Genomic DNA, 22819 nt, shown 5'->3' on the forward strand with positions numbered 1-22819 from the left:
CGCGAGCAGGCTCACTCCTACAGGGAGATTGTGATCAGCTCATGGCAACTCGTTGCCCAAGGTTTTCCTCTTTCAGCACATCAAACAACGCCTGCGCCGCCGCCGACAGTTCTCCCCCAGGCAAGGTCAACACCCCAAGCGCCCGCTCCACCACCGGGTCACGCAAGGTAATGCAACGCGCCCCCAGTTCGCGCATCTGCCCCGCGCACAAGGCCGGCACCGCGCTCACGCCCAGGCCACTGGCGACCATGCGCCCGACTGTCGCCAGTTGATGGCTTTCAAACTCCACCGGCAGCTTCATACCGCGGGCCTGCAAGTGTTCTTCCAGCATCACCCGCACCGTCGACGGGCGCTGCAAGGTAATGAACGGCTCCTTGAGCAAGGTCTGCCAGTCGATGTCATCGAGTTCGGCCAGCGCCGAATCCAGGGGCACCACCGCGACGAAACGGTCGATGTACAACGGCGTGAATTGCAGCGACGAACTCTGGGTCGGCTCGAACGCCACCCCAAGCTCCACCTGACGGTCACGGACCATTTCCAGCACCTGCTCGTTGATCACGTCATTGACCGTCACGTTGACATTCGGATAACGGGCGCGGAAGGTCTTGAGGATCGGCGGCAGCAGGTTGCCGGCGAACGACGGCATCGCCGCCAGGGTCACGCGACCGCGCTGCAGGGTGAAGCGTTGGCGCATTTCATCCTCGACATTGTCCCAGTCGGCGATCAACCGGCGCGCCAGCGGCAGCAGGGATTCGCCTTCGGCGGTGAGCGCCACGTTGCGCGTGGTGCGGGTGAACAAGCGCCCGCCCAGGCCCTCCTCCAGCGCCTTGATGGTCAGGCTCAGGGCCGATTGCGACAGGTGCAGGCGCTCGCAGGCCACGGCAAAGCTCAGGCTCTGGGCCACGGCCAGAAAGGCGCGGATCTGCTTGACGGTCATACTCGATTTCTCCCGGGTATTGTAGGAGCTGCCGAAGGCTGCGATCTTTTGATCTTGATCCAAAAGATCGCAGCCTTCGGCAGCCTCTACATATTGTTGAGTTTTATCTATTAATTAACCTTAAAAATCAACTTAACAAATGAATACTCTAGCGAGACACTCCATCCCATTCGGCTAGCCAGCCGCCCACAAAGAATAAAAGAGGTGCATATGGCAGGTTTCGACAAGCGCGTGAGTTCCTACGAGGAAGCTCTGGCAGGTCTTGAAGACGGCATGACCGTGATCGCCGGCGGCTTCGGCCTGTGCGGGATCCCGGAAAACCTGATCAACGAGATCAAGCGCAAGGGCACCCGCGATCTCACTGTGGTTTCCAACAACTGCGGCGTCGACGGTTTCGGCCTCGGCGTACTGCTGACCGACCGCCAGATCAGCAAAGTGGTGGCTTCCTACGTCGGCGAAAACAAGCTGTTCGAAGAGCAACTGCTCAAGGGCGAAATCGAAGTCACCCTGACCCCGCAAGGCACCCTCGCTGAAAAAATGCGCGCAGGCGGTGCCGGCATCCCGGCCTTCTTCACCGCCACCGGGGTTGGCACGCCAGTCGCCGAAGGCAAGGAAGTCCGCGAATTCCATGGCCGCAAGTACCTGATGGAAGAATCCATCACCGGCGACTTCGCCATCGTCAAAGGCTGGAAAGCCGACCATTTCGGTAACGTGATCTATCGCCACACCGCACAGAACTTCAACCCGCTGGCGGCCACCGCCGGCAAGATCACCGTGGTCGAAGTCGAAGAAATCGTCGAACCCGGCGAGCTGGACCCGGCGCAGATCCACACCCCTGGCATCTACGTCGACCGGATCATCTGCGGCACGTTCGAGAAGCGCATCGAACAGCGCACCGTGCGTAAGTGATCCCCTGCCCCCGGACCGAATGAAGGAATAACGACAATGGCACTTTCCCGCGAACAAATGGCTCAACGCGTCGCCCGCGAAATGCAGGACGGCTTCTACGTGAACCTGGGCATCGGCATTCCGACCCTGGTCGCCAACTATATCCCCGAAGGCATGGAAGTCATGCTGCAGTCGGAAAACGGCCTGCTGGGCATGGGTCCGTTTCCTACCGAAGAAACCATCGATGCCGACATGATCAACGCCGGCAAGCAAACCGTGACCGCACGTACCGGCGCGTCGATCTTCTCCTCCGCCGAGTCCTTCGCGATGATCCGCGGTGGCCATGTCGACCTGACCGTGCTGGGCGCCTTTGAAGTGGACGTGCAAGGCAACATCGCCTCGTGGATGATCCCGGGCAAACTGGTCAAGGGCATGGGCGGCGCGATGGACCTGGTTGCCGGCGCCGACAACATCATCGTCATCATGACCCACGCCTCCAAGGACGGTGAGTCCAAGCTGTTGTCCCAATGCAGCCTGCCGCTGACCGGCGCCGGGTGCATCAAGCGCGTGCTGACCGACCTGGCCTACCTGGAAATCGAAAACGGCGCGTTCATTCTCAAAGAACGTGCACCGGGTGTCAGCGTCGAAGAGATCGTTGCCAAGACTGCCGGTAAACTGATCGTGCCGGACCACGTGCCGGAAATGCAGTTCGCTGCCCAGTGAGGAATCATTCCATGCAAGAAGTCGTCATTGTTGCCGCCACGCGCACCGCGATCGGCAGCTTCCAGGGATCCCTGGCCAATGTGTCCGCGGTTGACCTGGGCGCTGCGGTGATCCGTCAGCTGCTGGCGCAAACCGGCCTGGACCCTGCGCAAGTCGATGAAGTGATCATGGGCCAGGTGCTGACCGCCGGCGCCGGGCAAAACCCTGCGCGCCAGGCCGCGATCAAGGCCGGCCTGCCCTTCGCCGTGCCGGCCATGACCCTGAACAAGGTCTGCGGCTCCGGTCTCAAGGCCCTGCACCTGGGCGCCCAGGCGATTCGCTGCGGCGACGCCGAGGTGATCATCGCCGGTGGCCAGGAAAACATGAGCCTGGCCAACTACGTCATGCCCGGTGCTCGTACCGGCCTGCGCATGGGCAACGGGCAAATCGTCGACACCATGATCAGCGATGGCCTGTGGGATGCGTTCAACGATTTCCACATGGGCATCACCGCCGAGAACCTGGCCGAGAAATACAGCCTGAGCCGCGAGCAGCAGGACGCGTTCGCCGCCGCCTCGCAGCAGAAAGCCGTGGCTGCGATCGAAGCCGGGCGCTTCGTCGCTGAAATCACGCCGATCCTGATCCCGCAGCGCAAGGGCGATCCGCTGTCCTTCGCTACCGACGAACAGCCACGGACCGGCACCACCGCCGAATCCCTGGGCAAGCTCAAGCCAGCCTTCAAGAAGGACGGTTCGGTGACCGCCGGCAACGCTTCGTCGCTGAACGACGGTGCCGCGGCCGTGATCCTGATGAGCGCCGAAAAGGCCAAGGCCCTGGGTCTGCCAGTCCTTGCAAAAATCGCCGCCTACGCCAATGCAGGCGTCGATCCGGCGATCATGGGCATCGGCCCGGTGTCGGCCACTCGCCGCTGCCTGGACAAGGCCGGCTGGAACATCGACCAGCTTGAGCTGGTTGAAGCCAACGAAGCCTTCGCCGCGCAATCCCTTGCCGTGGCCAAGGACCTGGAATGGGACTTGAACAAGGTCAACGTCAACGGCGGCGCCATCGCCCTGGGTCACCCGATCGGTGCCTCGGGTTGCCGCGTGCTGGTGACCCTGCTGCATGAAATGCTCAAGCGCGATGCCAAAAAAGGCCTCGCCACCCTGTGTATCGGTGGTGGTCAGGGCGTGGCACTGGCGCTCGAGCGAGCGTAAGCCAACAGCGTTCAACAGACGGCGCGGGGACCCACGAAGATCCGTGACCGTCTGGAAAAACACCCGGTGCGATGCAAGTCGCACCGGGTTCTTTTTTGTCTGTGTTTTTTCAGGTGGGCCGAGTCATCGTTCATCGCGAGCAGGCACGCTCCCACAGGGGATTTGTGGGCACAGAAAGTCAACTGTGGGAGCGAGCCTGCTCGCGATGAGGCCCGATCTGTCACCCCACAAACTGCAGAATCAACCAACTGTTCGCCCCACTGATCACCACAAACCTCGGGCCAGACCCGGCAAAACGCAAAGTCTACGGGGCCGCGCCCAGCAACTGCTGGCGCAACTCGGGGTTGTTGGTACGCGGATCGAGCCAGATGGCAAAAAACGCCTTGGCGAATTGCAGGTCCGTCACATCACGCAGTAACTGCTGACCGAGAAAAAAACGCACGCCCTGCCCCGGCAGATAGACCCCGGTCAGCCGCGTGCCGGTCTACACGTCGACGAACGACTGGTGCATCTGCGCCTGCCAGGACGCCAGCTGCTCGGCACTGACCGAAGTGCCGGCGAGTCGCTTGATTTCCCTGACGCTGGCGTTCACCAGGTCATCACGGGAAATGCTGCGCTGGTAGATCAGTTCCAGGGCAAACGGCTGATCGCCCGCCAGGGGCCGCGAGGTACTCCAGAGCCGTGCGCTGTAGACATCGAAGCCGTACTTGCGAAACTCGCCGCTGCCGAGGATTTGCGCACCGGGCAGCGAATCCTGCCAATTGGCCAGGGCCTGGCAGCTCAGCAAGACAAGCAGCCACAGACCATGGCGCAGCGGTGTTCGTTGGCGGTTCATGGCAGATTGGCCTCATCGCGGGATGCCCAAAAAAACGTATACGCAATAGACCCTTTCGTACAATTTCCAATAATGGCTCTATTTTTGTATACAAAATGCACATACACATAAAGCAATCTATCCGATGCAATGTTACCGTTGCCACCTCACACAGGTCGGAGACGTGCGCGTGTTGATCCTCAAGTTGCTGGTGATCCCAGGCTTCCTGCTACTGATTTCCCTGGCTGGCAAACGCTGGGGGCCGAGCGTGGCCGGTTGGTTATCGGGGTTGCCGGTAGTGGTCGGGCCGATCCTGTTGTTCCTCGCCCTCGAACAAGGCCAGGCGTTCGCCGCGCAATCGGCCACCGCCGCCCTGTCGGCCATGTTCGCGATGATTGCGTTCTGCGTGACTTACGCCCAGGTCGCACAACGGGCCGGATGGCCGCTGGCGTTGATGATCTCGCTGTCGGTCTGGGCACTGGTGGCGGTTGTCCTGTCGCTGATCCCGGCCTCCCTGGTGTTTTCGGTGTGCGCCGCCGCCACCGCGCTGCTCGCCGCGCCGTACCTGTTCCCCACTGTGCAACCGGTGCTCAGTGGCCCGGCACCGAAATCCGACAAGCTCCTGTTGCGCATGGTGGCCGGTGCATTGCTCACCCTGGTCGTCACGCTGCTGGCCAGCACCGTCGGCGACCGCTGGAGCGGCCTGCTGGCGGTGTTCCCGGTATTGGGCAGCGTGATGGCGGTGTTCTCTCAGCAAACCCGTGGCCCGGCCTTCACCGCCGCGCTGCTGCGCGCTACCGCCACCGGCATGTACTCGTTCGCGGCCTTCTGCCTGGTGTTGGCCCTGGCCCTGCCGACGATGGGGATGAACGCTTTTGTGCTGGGCGTCGCGGTGTCGGTGGCCATGCTGGGCGTGACCAAACGCCTGCTGGCGCGGCCGGCGAGCCCGGCGACTGACACTGAAGGAGCAGCCATCAAACGCTAAGCTGCATCAGCTCATCAGGCTGTCCTCAGCACAGGTGCAGGGTGACCGCTGGGTAGAGCACACTGGAACGCATCACAAGCTCCATGGGATGATCGCTCCCCACTGCGCGCCCATCCCTGGAGATCCCGATGTCATTGTTGAGTAAAAAAGCCCTTGTCCTTCTGTTGGCCGCCGCTACCGGCTTTGGGGCTTTGAATGCGCAGGCCGCCAAGTCTGCGTCCAGCGATGCGTCCGCCCACAAAGTCTCGATGCTCGGCAGCAAGTTCACCTTCAACCTGCCCAAGGGTTTCATCGCCAATCCGCTGCCGGCCAGCCCGGACGGCGCCAGCGGCACCCTGTACAGCAACGAGACCACCAAGACCGTGGTGATCGCCGCTGAAAACACCCTGCCCAACGGTATCAGCGTCAAGGACAACGACGGCGGGTTCCTCGACGGCACCGTGGCCGACTTCGATGCGGCGCAACACACATCCCTGCCCGACTACAACAAGCTCAGCGAGAAAGCCCTGACCCGGAAAACCGGGCTGGGCCTGCGCCAGATCGACGGCACTGCCACGCAGGGCGGTGGCATGACCCTCACCACCACGCTGATGGCGGCATCCGGCACTCGCATGGCGGTGATCCAGGTGATTTCCCGCCCAGGCGACATGGCGGCCCACGAAACCCTGGTCAAACAGATCGTCAGCGGGAAGTAAGGCTCAGGGGTTGAGACGCTGCAACCAGGCGCTCAAATCCTGTATCTCGTCGGCGCTGATGCTGTGACCGACACCGGGGTAGGCGTGAAACTCAGGTTCGAGTGACACGCTCTGCAACAGGCTGTTGGCTTCGGTGCCGTCGCTGTAGGGAAGGCGTTTGTCCTGCTCGCCATGACCGATGAAAATCGCCAGCGACTGGCGTTTTTCATCCGGTTGAAGCTCGGACTTGAGCACTAGCAGAATCCGCCCGCTCAACGCAGCGATCCCACCGAGCGCCTCGGGATGTCGCAGGCCTGTTTCGTAGGACATGATCGCGCCTTGGCTGAAGCCGACCAGGAACACCTTCTCGGGTTCGGTGTGATATTTCTTCGTGGCCTGTGCGACGAAATCCAGCAGCAACTGGCCGCTGGACTTCAGATCATCGGTCTCGCCGTTGTAGGCCCCTTCGCCCTTCTTGCGGAACCACTGATAGCTGCCCGGCTCCATCACCATCGGTGCCCGCACCGACAGGTAGGTGTAGGACGCGGGCAAGTCATCCTTGATGCCGAACAGGTCCTGCTCGTTACTGCCGTAACCGTGGAGGAAAATCACCAGGGGTTGATGGTTCGAATCGGAGCTGGCCTGCTCCAGGTACTTGAGCGGCAAGTCGGTTTGCAGCGGGGTTTGGGCGTGGACGGCAGTGGATACCAGGAGCGTGAGCAGCGCGAGCATCTTCAACATGGGTCTTCCTTCACTGAATGCAGGATTCGGGGAAGAGCCTAACACTGTGAAGCGGCGCAAGGTATCGCACTTGTGGCTAATAACAAAAACGCGAGCGCTCTCAAACATACTTCGGGCGTACTTCGGCACATTGAATCCTTTGTGAAGCTTTGCGTTTAAATTTGGCTAATACCCGTGTGTATATTCTTAACTAAACCGGCATAACCCGTTCTCTCCCTCAGCACAACACCAACTCTCCCCATATATTGAGGATCAACATTCCAGTTAGCGTCAAGCTTTGATGCAAAAGCAATATCCTCTACATCGAAAAGTCTATGAGGTGAAAACAGTCGCTCGTATTCAGCATGCGCAGGTGAGGCTATGCCGTAGACCAAAGGAGTCGCCGTCGCCTCTTTGATCAGAAAATGCACAAGCGTAGTGGTTGATTTCCGCTCTGGGTGATACGTGAGCTTTTTAGCATATTCGTTTTTTTCCGAAACTGACATAAAAAAAGCCCCGTTCGTGACGACATCACCTTGATGGACTGTCCTTCCCCATGGCAGGTGTTCCTTACTAGAGTATTCAGAGGTACGTATTAATGATGCTTTATCACTTGGAATTTTCGAAAGTGCACTTTTTAAATTCTCATATGCCGTCATTTGCTTTTTTGAAAAAGGCGTCAACACTGAAAGCTGTTCATGAAGCTCATAGTTAATTGACTGGGGCAAGTCATCATCATTGACTCTATCATGATACTCAAAAGCGTCATCAATACTTGTCCAACCACGAACTGCTACTTTCTCAACGTTGCTCAAACCGTCAAACTTCTTCACATACTCCGTCATATCCATTGGATACACCACACTAAGGTCCAACTCATCGGAAAAAGCGACTTTAGCTGCGAGCGATAATTGATGCGAGCCTAATGTGTCAAATACAAATTTTCCGCGAGACTGTTGATTATTAAATCCAAAATCTGCGACTACCCGCTCAAACATTCGCCCATCACCATCGACAAGGCTTATCGGAGAGTTAGCTACAAACCGGTAAAGATTCAATCCATCTATATCTCCTGCAGGATCTGGATTAATCCACCGGTTGAGCCATGGAGCGTAGTAACGAAATCCGTAGTAATACAATCCACTCGCATCAAGCTCCTTACCGGAGTAACGGATCACTTTGTACTTCGCTTCGGTCACATTATGCCCAGCCCACCAAGCGGTACCACCGTACGGATAATAGCCCTCCTGACTGATTAATCGAGCTTGCTGATCTAACTCCAGATTACTACTACCCAGATGATCGCTCAGGTTATAGCGCACTTGATCATTCGGCACCTCCTCCGGTCGACCGGACTCCCAGTGTAATACCCGAACCCTGCTGCGGCCTGCTGAAATATCGATTACCTGCAGAGACTCTCCTGTAACGCTATTGGTGCGTAACTCCAGGCCGGACAGATATCGAACCTCAGTCCGATGCGCCACTTTTCGAGCTTGGACTGTGTGAATTTTTCGCACTCTCCGGCCTTCGCTATTGTAGACATAGAGTTCGAAATCGTTAACGGCATTGATCCGCCTTACTTGAATAAGTTGATTGAGTTGATTCCTCAAATCCCAAGTCAGCTCGCATCCCGATTGTAACTGCTGTTGGTTTCCATTTGTATCGAAGGCAGTGGCAGGGTCGCCCCCATCCTTCTCCACACTACGATTACTGTTGGCATCCACCTGCATTTCACGCGTAAAGGACTGTGCGCCAACGTGACGGAGGGTGGTCAGATTGCCACCAGCGTCATAACTATAGACTTGAGTGTAATTGGCTAGTTGATCAGGATCGGTCAGTATTGGCTTTAATACCGGCAATCCACGCTTCTGCCCCCCCGCACGCGACTCTCGACCTGTGGCTTCGACTAGCTGATACAGGGTGTCGTATCGGTAGGTACTGAGCGGTTCAATGCTCTGATTCTTAAAATAACGAACCGGTTTAGAGCTATCCCTAATACTTATGATGTTGCCTACCGGATCGAAACTGTACGTCAGATGCTGTAACAGCGTGCCGTCCGCCTTTCGGGCAATCAATTGCTCCAGCCGACCATTGATGGGCGAATAGCAGCTATGACTGGACACTCCATTTCCCGCGGTTTCATGCTCTATATCGCCAAAGGCGCTATAGCTGACTGCCGTGAAAATCGCCTGCTCGGCCTCGCCCATCAACTGCAATTTTGTGCTGAACAACTGCCCTGCTACCGTGTAAACACTGCGCTGCCTATGACCCTTGGCATCAATGTGGACTAGCAACTCTCCCAGGGCACCGAATTGCTGTCGCGTCAGCACACCGGCTCCTGGCTCCAACAGGCCATTGCGCTGAGCCTCCGGTAGCGGCCAGTCCGGTTGTGCCTCCGTAGATAAAAAATGCCGTGACTGGAACAGGATGCTACCGTTCAGTCCAGCTTCCAGCACCATTTGGCTTCCGGCAGGATCGTCGTGGCGGACGCACCGCCCGCACAAATTATGCGTAGCTGCTCCCTCGTCTGGACCGGCATATTGCAAACGTTCAATACAACGCTCACTTCCAAGTCGAGCGGTCTCAAACACAGCCACCGGACGCAGCAAAGCATCGTACTCATAGCGAGTATCACTACCACGACTGTCCCTACGACACAGTATTTGACCAGACTCAGTCGACAAACTTACCCGCCATCCCGCATCGACACTGTTGTGGGAGAGCACTTGGTGCGACAGACCGTACACTGACGTTTGGTTCGCTGGCACCGCTGCACCGGCTTCCGTCAATGCCCATAACCGTGCGTCCCACTGCGAGACCAATCGACCGTCCGAGTCATACTCCTGACGCTGGATCCGTCTTTCGAGAGGTTCATCTTCAGCGCGACGATGGTAGGCAATCGTACGCACAGACAACCCTCGGGGGTCTATGCCTACCAAATTGGGAGTCGCCGCATGCAATGTCGAGGAAATCGCCACCGAATAACCGCCTAGTCGATCAGACCAGTAAAGTTAGTCGAGGAAATGCCGGATAACCACCGACCTCAGCCGCGAGGAACTTCCGCCATAGACCTCCCAAGGCACTACCCCGTACGAAACGAAACTGAAGGGTTACTTGTTACGGCTCTACTTAGAAACCGGAAAGGCTCCCAGGCTAATCGTTAATCAACTTGCCCACCCGAATCGGCTCCCGCCCGGCGACCTTCGCCTGCCAGCTGCCGGGCTGGGTATAGCGCCCACGGTCGATAGCGAACAGCACGCCGCTGGTGCCGGCCTGCACGGTGGTGACCTTGTCGTGCAACGGGTCGACCACCTCGAACAGCGCATCGCCCTTCTCCACCCACTCCCCGGCCTCACGCAGGAAGCTGACCACGCCGTGATGCGGGGCGAACAGGTATTGGGTGCCTTCGAATGGCATGCCTTCGCAGCATTCGGCCGGTGCCGCCGGCCAGGTGCCGGAGATGAAACCCTGCTCGGCGAGGAACCCGAGGATGGCCTCGCAATTGGCCTGGGCCTGGTCGACCCGGGTGTCGCCCATGCTGCCCAGCTCCAGGGTGGTCGCCAGGTTGGCCGGTGGAATCGCCGCCGCCGGGAACGCCCTGGCCAGACGCAACCATGGCGAGGAACAGGATTCATCGAACGAGCTGCCGCCGGAGTCTTCACACAACAACGCCACGCCGGCTTTCAAGCGCGCCGCCAGGGATTGCCACTGCGGCCAGTGCTGCGGCAACGCGTAGATGTGGATGGCCGCGTCGAAATCGCAATGCAGGTCGAGGGTGATGTCGGCATCGCAGGCATGGCGCAGCAACAGGCGGTGCATGGCTTCCAGCTGCGATGCCGCTGCCGGCAAGCCGTCGAGGACCTGGCCCATGGCCTGGCGAATCAGCGCGATATTGGCCTGGGCGTCGGTGCCCAGGCGATCACCGATCAACGCGGCTACCGGCGCACTGAGTTCGACGAACGAGCGGTTGAAGTTCTTGCCGCTGCCGAGCTCGAAACGCCCCAAGTGGCTGCCTTGCAAGTGCTGGTCGAGGCCAATGGGATTGGCCACTGGCACCAGTTCGATCACACCGTTCAATTGTCCCTGCTGTTCAAGTTCGGCCAGGCGTTTCTTCAACTCCCAGGCCGTGCGCATGCCCGGCAGTTCGTCGGCGTGCAGGCTGGCCTGGATGTACACCTTGCGCGTGCCCGCGCCATAACGAAACACGCTGAGGGTGCGCTCGCTGCCCAGGTGGCTCCAGGGCAGTTGGTGGTCGATGCGTTGCATGGGGGGACTCCTGATGTCAGAACGGCGAGATCACCTGTGGGAGCGAGCCTGCTCGCGAAGGCGGCGCTACATTCAACATCCATGTTGCCTGACACGACGCTTTCGCGAGCAGGCTCGCTCCCACAGGTCTCTCTGCGCTGAAAATGATTGCACAAAAAAAATGGCAACCGCGCCAACGGTTGCCACTTTTCCAAACGGCTGGATTACTCGCCGTAAACATCAAACTTGAAGTACTTGTCCTGCACTTGCTTGTACTTGCCGTTGGTGCGGATTTCGGTGATCGCTGTGTTGAATTTCTCGGCCAGGGCGGTATCGCCCTTGCGCACGGCAATGCCGGCGCCGCCACCGAAGTATTTCGGATCGTTGTACTCAGGGCCGACGAAGGCAAAACCTTTACCGGCGTCGGTTTTCAGGAAACCGTCGTCCAGGTTGACCGAGTCGGCCAGCAGCGCGTCAATGCGGCCGGACACCATGTCCAGGTTGGCTTCCTGCTGGGAGCCGTAGCGCACCAGGACAATCCCCGCCGGTTGCAGCACTTCAGTGGCGAAGCGGTCGTGGGTACTGGCGCGCAGAACACCGACTTTCTTGCCCTTGAGTTCGGTCAGCGGATCCTTGACGTCGCTGCCCTCCTTCATCACGAAGCGCGCCGGGGTGTGGTAGTACTTGATGGTGAAGTCGACGTTCTTCTTGCGGTCGTCAGTGATGGTCATGGACGACAGGATGGCGTCGATTTTCTTGACCTTCAGCGCAGGGATCAGGCCGTCGAACTCTTGCTCGACCCAGGTGCACTTGACTTTCATCTGCTCACACAGCGCGTCGCCGATGTCCACATCGAAACCGGTGAGTTTGCCGTCAGGGGTTTTCATCGAGAATGGCGGGTAGCCGGCTTCGATACCGATGCGGATCGGCTTGGCGTCTTCGGCCACGGCGGTCAGGGACAACATCGACAGTGCCAGGGCACCGAACATCACTAGCTTCTTCATTTATAACTCCTGTGTGCGGAGGCTTTTATTGGCAGCTTCGATTGGCAGCGTTAGGTCATCGCTTCGTGAGCGGGAACCGAAGTGGCCGGCAGTCTAGAGTGGCTACAGGAGGGCAAATTACGCCGAGGCGACAAATATTTATAGAAAAGTGGCACCCGGAGGGAGGTGTCGAGGTGAACGCGCCATGACGGTGCAAAGTCTGTCAGACATACCGCGCTTTCATAACGGACCTACAGGTTTTCCGGCTCCATCCGACAGAATGGGACGACTGGCGATGCCCGGCGTTTTGCGGCACATTGAGCGCCCTTGCGTCCCATCGAGAGTAGCGTGATGCCCACGTTGAACCTGATCCAGCACCACCCCGCCGAAGGTTCGGGCGCTATCGCCATCTGGGCCGAATCCCGAGGGCTGACGCTGAAGGTGTTTCGCGCCGACCTCGGCCAATTGCCGCCCGTCAGCGCCGATCCGGTGATCCTGTTGGGCGGGCCTTATGAATCCAATGCCGGTCCGGCCTGGCTGGAAGCCGAACGGCAATGGCTCAGGGGCAGTCTGGATCAGGACGCGGCTGTGTTCGCCATTTGCCTGGGGGCACAGTTGCTGGCGTTGAGCCTGGGCGGGAATGTACGGCGGATGGACCGGACCGAAACCGGATGGACCACCGTGAACTTTATCGATGGGCAAACGCTGAAGGTGCTGGAGTGGCACGAAGACGCCATCGACCTGCCGCCTGCCGCGCAGCTGTTGGCCAGCAGCGAGCACTGTGCGCAGCAGATGTACCGCGCCGGGCCGACGCGGCTGGGGTTGCAGTTTCATCCGGAGTGGAACGCCGAGTCGGTGGCCATGCTCAATGTGCATTTTGGCGATGAGTCGCCGTTGCCACGGGGGCCGCTGGAGACGGAGGCTTACGCAGCAGTCGCCAAGTGGTTAGAGGCAACGCTGGATGAGTGGTGGGCGGCGGGAAATGAATAATACAGATCAAAAGATCGCAGGCTGCGCCAGCTCCTACAGGCAACGCAATCCAATGTAGGAGCTGGCGCAGCCTGCGATCTTTTCGGTTACATCAACACTCGCAACCGACCACGCTGCTGGTTTGCCGCTGCACCCCGGCACTCAACTCAAACCCTTCATCCAGCCACCCGGTCACGCCGCCGATCATCTCCTTGACCGGATACCCCAAGGCCGCCAGTTTCACCGCCGCCTTGTTGGCGCCGTTGCAGTGAGGCCCGGCGCAATAGACCACAAACAGGCTGCTTTTCGGATAACCCGCCAAACCTTCGGCGCTCAGCAAGCGCCCGGGAATGTTGATCGCTCCCGGTACATGCCCGCGTTCGAACGCCAGCGGGCCACGAACATCCACCAGAATGAAATCGACTTCGCCAGCCTGCTGGCTGCCGTGGACGTCGGAACAATCGGTTTCGAAGGTCAGACGGTTGCTGAAATGCATCAGGGCGATGGCCGAGGGGGCAGCGGAAATTTCGCGAACCAGGCTGGTCATGGGCGGTACTCCAAAGAAGCGGTGGGTGTGGGAAGACTTTATCCGCCAACCGCTTGCGGCTACAGTGGCGTACAAGACACTCACCGGGAACTTTCCGCCAAATGCACCCCACCCCAGGAATGGTCGCGATTCTGGCCTATGACGGCCTGTGCACGTTCGAGTTCGGCATTGCCGTGGAGATCTTCGGCCTGCCACGACCTGAATTCGATTTTCCGTGGTACGAGCATCGTATCGTCGCGGTCGATCAAGGTCCGATGCGTGCCATGGGCGGCATCCAGGTCCTGGCCGATGGCGGCATGGAAATGCTCGCCGATGCCCGCACCATCATCATTCCCGGCTGGCGCGACCGCAGCGCCGCGGTGCCCGCAGAACTGATCGCCGCCTTGCGCCAGGCCCATGCGCGGGGGGCGCGGTTGCTGTCGATCTGCTCTGGTGTTTTCGTCCTCGCCGCCACCGGGTTGCTCGACGGCCACGGTGCGACCACGCACTGGCGCTATACCTCGGAACTGGCCGAGCGGTTTCCCGGCATCCTGGTGGACCCGGACGTGCTGTATGTCGATTCCGGCCAGTTGATCACCTCCGCCGGCAGCGCGGCGGGTATCGATGCCTGCCTGCATCTGGTGGCGCGGGATTTCGGTACGCAGGTGGCCAATTCCGTGGCCCGGAGGCTGGTCATGTCGCCGCAACGCAGCGGTGGCCAGGCGCAATTCATTCCGACACCGGTCAGTCCCACACCGCGCAGCGATCTTTCCCGCGTCATGCAGTGGGCGCGTGAGCGTTTGCACGAACCGCTGGAGGTGCGCGACCTGGCCAGCGAAGCCGCCATGAGCGAACGCACCTTCCTGCGTCGCTTCACCGAAGCCAGCGGCCAGTCGCCGAAAACCTGGTTGCAGCACGAACGTCTGGGCCGCGCCCGCGAACTGCTGGAAAGCAGCGACCAGAACACCGAGCAGATTGCCGAATGTTGTGGTTATCGCTCGGTGGAAAGTTTCCGGGTGGCTTTTCGAACGGTGGTTGGCGTGCCGCCTTCGGTGTATCGGGAGCGGTTTGGGTGTGGGGGCAACACATTATCTTCGGTTGGCCTTCAGGGCCCAATCGCGAGCAGGCTCGCTCCCACACGGACGGCGTGAACACTGGAGATTCACTGTGGGAGCGGGCTTGCTCGCGATGGCGTGAGCCCGGTCACCTCAACTCTCAAGGCTTTCGCAGCAGATAGGTATCCATGATCCAGCCATTGGCCAGCCGCGCAGCCTTGCGCACCCGTTCGATTTCATCCGCCACATCCTTGAGCCTGCCGCTGATCAGGATTTCATCCGGCGTCCCCAAATAGGCCCCCCAGTAAATCTCGGTTTCCTGATCCACCACCTGATGGTAAGCATCCTGGGCATCGAGCATCACCACCAGGCTGTCGGCATCGCTCACCTGCCCCGCCGCCAAACGCCGGCCGGTGGTGATTTCAACGGAGCGGCCAATCTGGTTGAGCGGCACCTTGTGCTGTGCCGCCAACGCCTGGACGCTGGTAATGCCAGGGATCACTTCGAACTCGAACGCACAGGTTCCTGAAGCCTGGATCGCCAGAAGGATACGGATGGTGCTGTCGTACAACGCCGGGTCGCCCCACACCAGAAAACCACCGCACTGGCTGTCGGACAGTTCTTCATTGATCAGCCGTTCGAAGGTCTGTTGTTTGGCCAGGTTCAAGTCGTCAACACTGGTCTTGTAGTCCACCTCACCGCGCTCACGCTCAGGGCTGTGGGCTTCGACCAAACGGTAATCGTGGCCGGTGATGTAGCGTTCACAGATTTCGCGCCGCAATTCGATGAGTTTGTCTTTGCTCTCACCCTTGTCCATGAGAAAAAAAACATCGACTTGATTCAGCGCCTTCACCGCTTGCATCGTGATGTAGTCGGGGTTGCCGGCACCGATCCCGATGACCAGGAGTTTTTTCATCACAGCAGGTCCTCAGGGGCGGTGCCCGGCAAGCGTAGCCGCCAGCAACCATGGAACCGCAACTCGACAGCCGACAGGGGTTCGACGTCGATCAGGCTGGACGATGCCCCCTGCAATACCTGCGTCAGCGCGGCGCGGATGACGAAGGGATGGGTAATGGCCACGATGTGCCCCGGCGTCGACTGCAAGGTTGTCAACCACCCGTCCACCCGTTCCTCCAGTTGCACCAGCGACTCACCACCGTGGGGTGTCGAAGCCGGGTCCGCCAACCAATACTGGAGCGCCTGGGCTTCGGTTTTTTGCAGCTCACCGATGCGCACACCGCTCCAGCGCCCGAAGTCGCAGTCCCTCAGTGCGTCGATAATCTGCGGCGAGCTGCCGAACAGTTCAGCGGTTTGCCGGGTGCGCAACTCCGGGCCACAGACAAGGCGTGGAGCGCCCTTGAACTGATTGCAACGGGAAAGCCTGAGCGCTTGCCAATCCATCTCCAGAGGCTCGTCCAATGGAAAGCGCGCCAATTTCTGTGCGACGGTTCGAGCATGACAAATCAGGGTTAAACGGGTCGCCTGCACCAGCAATCACTCTAAAGATGGAAAGGAACGACGGCGTCAGGTGACCGCCATCGTGCAATTGTGCCGCAACAAAGCAGCCCCGGGTGGTGTTTAATTTTCCTGTTTGAAACGGATCCTTCAGTCATTTCCTGCCAGGTTTTCTGTCATGGCTGACCGCAATGCAGGCAATCACCTACAAGACTTTACGACATCGGCGTAGCCCCTTGGTACAGGCACTTCGCCCCTTTTTCGGGCACGGCCAGACCACGCGAAAATTCACTAGACAGGCAGTGCGCGATAATTAAATACTCCTTTCAACGGACTGTTAAAACACTTGCCACGCTCATCCAGCAGGAGCCCGGATGCCCTTTCTCAAACTCCCCATCAATGCGCCTGGCCAGGCATCGCATCCGGCCGAACTGCCCGTTCCTCGTTTAATGCGGTCCATCCCAAGAAACATCTGACAAGAAAAAGAGTGGCGCCTGACAACGTTCAGACGACCACCGATTTAATGTGTGAAAAAACCGACAGTGATAGTCAGGTTCGGCTCAACCCGCCGAATCGTTTGATACAGGAGCGTCTCCATGCTGGTCTTGCGTCCAGTCGAGTTAGCCGACCTGCCCCAATTGCAGAGGCTGGCTCGTGAAAGCCTCGTGGGCGTAACGTCCCTGCCCGATGATAGCGAACGGTTGCGCGAAAAAATCCTCGAGTCCTGTGCCTCATTCGAGAAGGATGTCGAGGCTCATGGCCCGGAAAACTATTTCTTTGTACTCGAAGACCTGACGACACAGCACCTGGTCGGCTGCTCGGAAATCCTCGCCACGGCGGGGTTCAGCGAGCCGTTCTACAGTTTGCGCAACCGGCACTTCACCAGTGCCTCGCGGGAACTGAACATCGAGCACGGCGTACCGGCCTTGTCGTTGTGTCACGACCTCAGTGGCCACACCTTGCTGCGGGGCTTCCATATCGATGCCGCGCGGGTACGCAGCGCGCACTCCGAACTGCTGTCGCGGGCGCGCCTGTTGTTCATCGCCGCCCACGCCCGGCGTTTTTCCGAAACGGTGATCACCGAGATCGTCGGCTACAGCAGTGATGAAGGCCACTCGCCATTTTGGGACGCCGTGGGCAAGCATTTCTTCGACTTGCCCTACGTCGAGGCCGAACGGCTTTGCGGCCTGCAGAGCCGCACCTTTCTCGCCGAACTGATGCCGCAGTATCCGATTTACGTGCCCATGCTGCCCCAGGCGGCACAGGACTGCATCGGCAGCATCCACCCCGACGGCCAGGAAGCCTTCGACATCCTTGAACGTGAAGGTTTCGAAACCAACAGTTACATCGATCTGTTCGATGGAGGCCCGACGCTCTATGCGCGCACCTCGGGCATTCGTTCCATCGCCCACAGCCAGTGCGGCGTAACGCAGCCTGGCCCGGTCATCGATGCCCGTGGCAGCTTTCTGGTGAGCAACGAGTCCTTGGCGGATTATCGGGCCATCGTCGCCGATCTTGATTACATCGCCGGGCAACCCGTGATGCTGGACGCCGCCATGTGCGAGGCGCTGAAGGTGACCGAGGGCAGCCCGATCAGGCTGATCGCCCTGTGAATACCCGCCAGATTCAACGCCCGAGCACGCGCGCACAAGGAGCAGCCGCATGATTGTCCGTCCGGTGCAGATCACCGACCTGCCCGCCCTGTTCAAGCTGGTGCGTCAGGCCGTTCCGGGGCTTACCAGCCTGCCGGCCGACGAAGAACGCTTGGCCCACCGGATTCGCTGGGCCCAACGCACCTTCGCCGGGCAGGTCGATCGGGCCGATGCCGACTACCTGTTCGTGCTCGAGGATGACGAGCAGCAAGTGGTGGGCGTCAGTGCCCTGACAGGTGCCGTCGGTCTGCGCGAGCCCTGGTACAACTACCGGGTCGGGCTGACGGTCAGCGCTTCAGCGGACTTGGGTATCCAGCGCCAGATCCCGACCCTGTTCCTGAGCAATGAATTGACCGGGCAATCGGAAGTCAGCTCGTTGTACCTGCGCCCCGATCAGCGCCAGGGCAGCAACGGCCGTTTGCTTTCGCTCGGGCGTTTGTTGTTTGTAGCCGAGTTTACGCAGCTGTTCGGCAACCGGCTCATCGCCGAATTACGCGGCAGTGCCGACGAACGAGGTGGCTCGCCATTCTGGGACAGCCTCGGCCGACACTTTTTCAAGATGGATTTCAGCTACGCCGATCACTTGTCCGGTCTGGGCAACAAATCGTTCATCGCCGAACTGATGCCGCGCCAGCCGCTGTACACCTGCCTGCTCACCGAACAGGCCCAGGCGGTGATCGGCAAGGCCCACACGAATACCGAGCCGGCCCTGAAAATCCTCAGCGCCGAAGGGTTTGCCCACAAGGGCTACATCGATATCTTCGACGGTGGACCGGTCCTTGAAGCCCCGGTTTCCGGGATCCGCACTGTGCGCGACAGTCAACCGCTGATACTGGCCATCGACTCGCCGGACGATAAAGCGCCCCTCTGGCTGATTCACAACCGCCGTCTGGAAAACTGTCGCATTACCTGCGCCCCGGCCCGACAGGTGGGCAACAGCCTGGTGGTTGATCGCCTGACCGCCAAGCGCTTGCAGTTGCAACCCGGTGATTCGGTGCGCGCCGTGCCGCTGCTTGACCAACGGCTACAGGCCGAGGCGGCGTGACCTATCAGTTCCATCGTTGCGACGTCAATCGGCCTTACCCAGTAAATTCGTCATCATTCTCCCCCGGCACGCGTGATAGCCTTTTACTTCTTCGGCGTTGACACTTTTGCTCAAGCCCTTCCATTCCATTGGTGGAACTCATATGTCCAGGCTTTCCCATCAAGATTTGCGCCGCAATTTTCGCCAATTGTTCGCCTCCGACACCTGCTACCACACAGCCTCGGTGTTCGACCCGATGTCGGCCCGTATCGCCGCCGACCTGGGCTTCGAAGTCGGGATCCTCGGGGGTTCGGTCGCCTCGCTGCAAGTGCTGGGCGCCCCCGACTTTGCCCTGATCACCCTCAGCGAGTTCGCTGAACAGGCCACCCGCATCGGCCGTGTTGCCCAGTTGCCGGTGATTGCCGACGCCGACCACGGCTACGGCAATGCGCTCAACGTCATGCGCACCATCGTCGAACTCGAACGTGCCGGCGTCGCTGCGCTGACCATCGAAGACACCCTGCTGCCCGCGCAGTTTGGCCGCAAATCCACCGACCTGATCACGGTCGCCGAAGGCGTCGGCAAGATCCGCGCGGCACTGGAAGCCCGCTGCGATTCGGAAATGGCAATCATCGCCCGCACCCACGCCGGGATTCTGCCGGTGCAGGAAATCATCAGCCGCACCCGGCAATACCAGAGCGCCGGGGCCGACGGGATCTGCATGGTGGGTGTAAAGGACTTCGACCATCTGGAGCAGATCGCCGAGCACCTGAGCGTGCCGCTGATGCTGGTGACCTACGGCAACCCGCTGCTACGCGATGACAAACGCCTGGCCGAACTGGGAGTGCGCGTGACCATCGACGGCCATGGCGCGTACTTCGCCGCGATCAAGGCGACCTACGACAGCCTGCGCGAGCAACGCCAGATCCTCACCCAGACCTCGGACCTGAGCGCGACCGAGCTGACGCACACCTACACGCAACCCGAGGAATACATCCGCTTCGCGGAAGAGTTCATGAGCGTGAAGGAATGACGGTTTAAACCGCCACGCCGCTTTCGCGAGCAGGCTCGCTCCCACAGTGGATTTGCAGTGGTCACATCATTGCGTACACCAACGATCAATTGTGGGAGCGAGCCTGCTCGCGAAGGGGCCATCACAGCCAAAATCCATGCCGCCTGACACGCCGCCATCGCGAGCAGGCTCGCTCCCACAGGTCTTGCGGTGGGCGGTTAAACCGAGTCGAGCAGTTCGCGGTGAGGTTTCCCGTTACCGCAACAGATCACTCGATTACGCCCGGTGGTCTTGGCTTCGTATAGCGCATGATCGGCGTCGTTGAGCCAAAGCGTCGCGTCGCCATGGGCCGGGTTGAATGACGCCAGGCCAATGCTCAGGCTGACTTTCAGCGCCGGGTTCTGCTTGTACCCCAAGGTAGCGAAGCGATCGCGCAGGGCATCCATGACGGCGGCGGCGCGGTTCAGGGGCAGGTCCGGAAGGATCACGCAAAACTCGTCGCCGCCGTAGCGCCCTGCCATATCGGCCGTTCGCAGGCTCTGCTTGAGCATTTTGCTCAACTGGCGCAGAACGATGTCGCCGGCAACATGGCCGTAGGTGTCGTTGATGGCTTTGAAATGGTCGATGTCGATCAGCGCGATCGCCCCGCCTTTTTGCTGGCGTTTGCAACGCTGGAACTCGACCTCCATCTGGTCTTTCCAGGCGCCATGGTTCAGCAGGCCCGTCAGGCTGTCGGTGCGGCTCAGTGCCAGCAGTTCACGCTTCTGACGGCCGAGGGTATGGGCCTGGCGGAAGCAGATCCAGCCCAGTGCCAGCGGATACAGGCACAGCAACGGCAAACAGGCATAGAGCTGCAACGGGCTGGTGGCAGGAATGAACGCCGGGGCGAAAATCAGCAGGCCAACGCCCACGCCCAATACTTGCGCGGCCGTCCCGGCCAGCAGGAAGCGAATGCCACCGATGGCCACGTTGTGCATGGCCATCATGGAAATGGTGGTCGCGCTGGGCAGTGGATTGAAATGCATCGCGGCAATCCAGAAGCCGCCGAGAAAGGCATCGATCAGCAGATTGCGGTGTTCGGCGTGATAAGGCTTTCTGGCCCGGCGCGCCCAATGGTAGGCCAGGTGTGGCCAGACCAGGCCATTGAACCACATGAACCCCCAGACCCAAGGCGCCGGATCGAGTGGATACATCGCCGCGCTCACGCATACCAACCCCAGGGCCACCCCCAGGATTCGCGATGTATAGAGCCTCCTGGCCAATGAATATCCCGTTCCTCCCGATTTTTCCATAGGGCCTCTGTGCCACTCGACGGAATTCGACAACAGCCTGTGCCTATGCGCTGGAGTCTATCAGGGTGAAATCAAATAGCCATCACCGTCTGACAGGCTGAATATCGCTACATCACGCTCGCATAAAAGCAAAAGCCTCGTCTCCAGAAACGGCTATACATGAAAGAAGGGTTGATCAATGACCATAAGAGGAGGCCCATGCAGACCTTTCAAGTATTGATCATCGGCAGCGGGTTTGGCGGCCAGTGTGCAGCAATTAATTTGCTCAAGGCCGGCATCGACGATTTTCGCCTGCTGGAGCGGCGGGATTTCTTCGGCGGCACCTGGTGCCAGAACACCTACCCCGGTGCGGCAGTCGACGTGCCCTCGCCGCTTTACTCCCTGTCTTTCGCCCCGTATCGCTGGACGCAAATGTTCGCCGAACAGGCCGAACTGCACCGCTACACCCGCCATGTGGTGGAACACTTCGGCCTGCGGGACAAAGTGGAACTGGACGCCAATGTCGAGCGTGTCGAATGGGACGACGCCAACAAGCGCTGGACGGTATACACCGCCGGCAAAGGAACGTTTTGCGCGCAGTTCCTGATCAACGCGACCGGGCCGCTGAGTCAACCGGTGGTTCCACACTTCAACGGACAGGAACGCTTTAAGGGCAAGACGTTTCATACCAACAACTGGGATCACAGCTACGACTATCGGCAAAAACGCGTGGCCATCGTCGGCAGCGGCGCCAGTGCGGCCCAGGTCATTCCGGCCATTGCCCCGGACGTCGGGCACTTGCATGTGTTCCAGCGCACGCCCCACTGGGTGTTGCCCCGGGCTGATCGCAGGTTTGGCCGCTTCCAGCGCTGGCTGCTGGGGTTCAAGCCGGCCTACAAGCTGCTGCGCTGGGGGATCTACTGGCAATTCGAAACCCGGGTGTTTGGCTTCAAGTATTCGAAGCCGGCCGTGCACATGGTTCAGCGCCAGGCCCTGCACTTCCTCAAACGCCAGGTGCCGGACGCCGAACTGCGGCGCAAACTGACGCCGGACTACACCATCGGCTGCAAACGGGTGATTCTGTCCAGCACGCTGTACCCGGCCCTGGCCCGCCGCAACGTGACGCTGCACAGCCGCGAGCAAGGCATCGCGGCCATCGACGAAACCGGCATCGTTACCCGGGATGGCCAGCACATTGACCTGGACCTGATCGTCTGGTCCACCGGCTACGACGCCACCGACGGGGTGATTTCCTACCCGGCAACGGGCAAAAACGGCACCCGTCTCAAGGAGGTCTGGGCGCAATACCCGCGGGCCTACCTCGGCACCGCCCTGCCCGATTTTCCCAACCTGTTCATCGTCACCGGGCCGAACACCGGCATCGGCCACACCTCGGCGCTGTTCATCATCGAATCCCAGATGAACTACATCCTCGATTGCATTCGCACCTTGAGGAATCAAGGTTTACGCAGCATCGAAGTTCGCCATGAGGCGGAACGTACCTACACTGAAATGATCCACCGGGAAATGGAACGCACCGTGTGGAAATCCGGTGGTTGCCACAGCTGGTATCAAAGCAAGAGCGGTCATGTGATTGCCATGTTTCCGGGGTTCAGCTTCAGCTTTCATCGCTTGACCCGAGCGCTGAAACCCGCCGATCACATTTTGTCCTGAGCAGATACAAGGGAGACGC

General features: G+C 59.7%; 20 protein-coding genes and 1 pseudogene. 11 read left to right on the forward strand and 10 right to left on the reverse strand.

Going from position 1 to position 22819, the window contains the following annotated elements; genetic code table 11:
• Positions 1–34: 34 nt before the first annotated feature.
• Positions 35–937, reverse strand: a complete 903-nt coding sequence (locus tag WHX55_RS19675) for a LysR family transcriptional regulator (RefSeq protein ID WP_150752933.1) — start codon at positions 935–937, stop codon at positions 35–37.
• A gap of 210 nt (positions 938–1147) precedes the next feature.
• On the opposite strand from WHX55_RS19675, the gene WHX55_RS19680 reads away from it, so the two are divergent.
• Genes WHX55_RS19680 through WHX55_RS19690 form a run of 3 tightly spaced genes read left to right on the forward strand, consistent with a single transcriptional unit; the run spans position 1148 to position 3741 of the window.
• Positions 1148–1846, forward strand: a complete 699-nt coding sequence (locus WHX55_RS19680; protein WP_046043267.1) for a CoA transferase subunit A — start codon at positions 1148–1150, stop codon at positions 1844–1846.
• Between the two features lie 36 nt (positions 1847–1882).
• Positions 1883–2548 carry a CoA transferase subunit B gene (locus WHX55_RS19685; RefSeq protein WP_008026717.1) on the forward strand — a complete coding sequence of 222 codons (666 nt, stop codon included), beginning with the start codon at positions 1883–1885 and terminating at the stop codon, positions 2546–2548.
• An 11-nt stretch (positions 2549–2559) separates the two neighbouring features.
• On the forward strand, positions 2560–3741 hold the full coding sequence (locus WHX55_RS19690) for an acetyl-CoA C-acetyltransferase (RefSeq protein WP_150752934.1): 1182 nt from the start codon (positions 2560–2562) through the stop codon (positions 3739–3741).
• A 304-nt stretch (positions 3742–4045) separates the two neighbouring features.
• Here the strand turns inward: WHX55_RS19690 and WHX55_RS19695 are convergent.
• A pseudogene (locus WHX55_RS19695) lies at positions 4046–4576 on the reverse strand (chalcone isomerase family protein).
• A gap of 169 nt (positions 4577–4745) precedes the next feature.
• On the opposite strand from WHX55_RS19695, the gene WHX55_RS19700 reads away from it, so the two are divergent.
• Both WHX55_RS19700 and WHX55_RS19705 read left to right on the forward strand, forming a co-directional pair.
• Positions 4746–5540: a hypothetical protein gene (locus tag WHX55_RS19700; protein WP_353743069.1), complete on the forward strand. Its 795-nt coding sequence runs from the start codon at positions 4746–4748 to the stop codon at positions 5538–5540.
• A gap of 128 nt (positions 5541–5668) precedes the next feature.
• On the forward strand, positions 5669–6235 hold the full coding sequence (locus WHX55_RS19705; protein ID WP_353741100.1) for a hypothetical protein: 567 nt from the start codon (positions 5669–5671) through the stop codon (positions 6233–6235).
• Positions 6236–6238: 3 nt separating this feature from the next.
• Here WHX55_RS19705 and WHX55_RS19710 read toward each other — a convergent pair whose 3' ends face one another.
• The 4 genes from WHX55_RS19710 to WHX55_RS19725 form a co-directional block, all read right to left on the reverse strand.
• On the reverse strand, positions 6239–6955 hold the full coding sequence (locus WHX55_RS19710; RefSeq protein WP_353741101.1) for a dienelactone hydrolase family protein: 717 nt from the start codon (positions 6953–6955) through the stop codon (positions 6239–6241).
• 155 nt (positions 6956–7110) lie between these two features.
• Positions 7111–9393, reverse strand: a complete 2283-nt coding sequence (locus tag WHX55_RS19715; RefSeq protein WP_353741102.1) for an RHS repeat-associated core domain-containing protein — start codon at positions 9391–9393, stop codon at positions 7111–7113.
• Positions 9394–10087: 694 nt separating this feature from the next.
• Positions 10088–11200: a succinylglutamate desuccinylase/aspartoacylase family protein gene (locus WHX55_RS19720; RefSeq protein WP_353741103.1), complete on the reverse strand. Its 1113-nt coding sequence runs from the start codon at positions 11198–11200 to the stop codon at positions 10088–10090.
• Positions 11201–11403: 203 nt separating this feature from the next.
• Positions 11404–12183 (reverse strand): ABC transporter substrate-binding protein, encoded by a 780-nt coding sequence (locus tag WHX55_RS19725; protein ID WP_353741104.1) that lies wholly within the window; start codon positions 12181–12183, stop codon positions 11404–11406.
• Between the two features lie 330 nt (positions 12184–12513).
• Between WHX55_RS19725 and WHX55_RS19730 the strand changes: the two genes are divergently transcribed.
• Entirely contained in the window at positions 12514–13152 is a 639-nt protein-coding gene (locus tag WHX55_RS19730; protein WP_353741105.1) for a type 1 glutamine amidotransferase, read from the forward strand.
• A gap of 91 nt (positions 13153–13243) precedes the next feature.
• Here WHX55_RS19730 and WHX55_RS19735 read toward each other — a convergent pair whose 3' ends face one another.
• The gene (locus WHX55_RS19735) at positions 13244–13678 is read right to left on the reverse strand and encodes a rhodanese-like domain-containing protein (protein ID WP_353741106.1); all 435 of its coding nucleotides are present in this window, start codon (positions 13676–13678) and stop codon (positions 13244–13246) included.
• A gap of 101 nt (positions 13679–13779) precedes the next feature.
• Here WHX55_RS19735 and ftrA point away from each other — a divergent pair, with 101 nt between their 5' ends.
• Positions 13780–14808 (forward strand): transcriptional regulator FtrA, encoded by a 1029-nt coding sequence (gene ftrA, locus WHX55_RS19740; protein WP_353741107.1) that lies wholly within the window; start codon positions 13780–13782, stop codon positions 14806–14808.
• 64 nt (positions 14809–14872) lie between these two features.
• On the opposite strand, the gene cobF is transcribed toward ftrA, so the two are convergent.
• Together cobF and WHX55_RS19750 are read right to left on the reverse strand one after the other, a co-directional pair.
• Positions 14873–15628, reverse strand: coding sequence for a precorrin-6A synthase (deacetylating) (gene cobF, locus WHX55_RS19745; protein WP_353741108.1), 756 nt, complete (start codon positions 15626–15628; stop codon positions 14873–14875).
• Positions 15628–16200, reverse strand: coding sequence for a histidine phosphatase family protein (locus WHX55_RS19750; RefSeq protein ID WP_353741109.1), 573 nt, complete (start codon positions 16198–16200; stop codon positions 15628–15630). The genes cobF and WHX55_RS19750 overlap by 1 nt, the downstream gene beginning before the upstream one ends.
• A 563-nt stretch (positions 16201–16763) precedes the next feature.
• On the opposite strand from WHX55_RS19750, the gene WHX55_RS19755 reads away from it, so the two are divergent.
• From WHX55_RS19755 to WHX55_RS19765, 3 genes are all read left to right on the forward strand, one after another.
• Positions 16764–17780 (forward strand): arginine N-succinyltransferase, encoded by a 1017-nt coding sequence (locus WHX55_RS19755; RefSeq protein ID WP_353741110.1) that lies wholly within the window; start codon positions 16764–16766, stop codon positions 17778–17780.
• Between the two features lie 49 nt (positions 17781–17829).
• Positions 17830–18864: an arginine N-succinyltransferase gene (gene astA / locus WHX55_RS19760; RefSeq protein ID WP_150752947.1), complete on the forward strand. Its 1035-nt coding sequence runs from the start codon at positions 17830–17832 to the stop codon at positions 18862–18864.
• Between the two features lie 142 nt (positions 18865–19006).
• Positions 19007–19876, forward strand: a complete 870-nt coding sequence (locus WHX55_RS19765) for an oxaloacetate decarboxylase (RefSeq protein WP_353741111.1) — start codon at positions 19007–19009, stop codon at positions 19874–19876.
• Between the two features lie 197 nt (positions 19877–20073).
• Here the strand turns inward: WHX55_RS19765 and WHX55_RS19770 are convergent, their stop codons facing one another.
• Positions 20074–21147, reverse strand: coding sequence for a diguanylate cyclase (locus WHX55_RS19770; protein WP_353741112.1), 1074 nt, complete (start codon positions 21145–21147; stop codon positions 20074–20076).
• 198 nt (positions 21148–21345) lie between these two features.
• Between WHX55_RS19770 and WHX55_RS19775 the strand changes: the two genes are divergently transcribed.
• Positions 21346–22800: an NAD(P)/FAD-dependent oxidoreductase gene (locus WHX55_RS19775; RefSeq protein WP_353741113.1), complete on the forward strand. Its 1455-nt coding sequence runs from the start codon at positions 21346–21348 to the stop codon at positions 22798–22800.
• The last annotated feature ends 19 nt before the right edge of the window (positions 22801–22819 follow it).

Origin of the sequence: Pseudomonas fluorescens (assembly GCF_040448305.1) — a bacterium.
Taxonomy (GTDB): Bacteria; Pseudomonadota; Gammaproteobacteria; order Pseudomonadales; family Pseudomonadaceae; genus Aquipseudomonas; species Aquipseudomonas fluorescens_BH.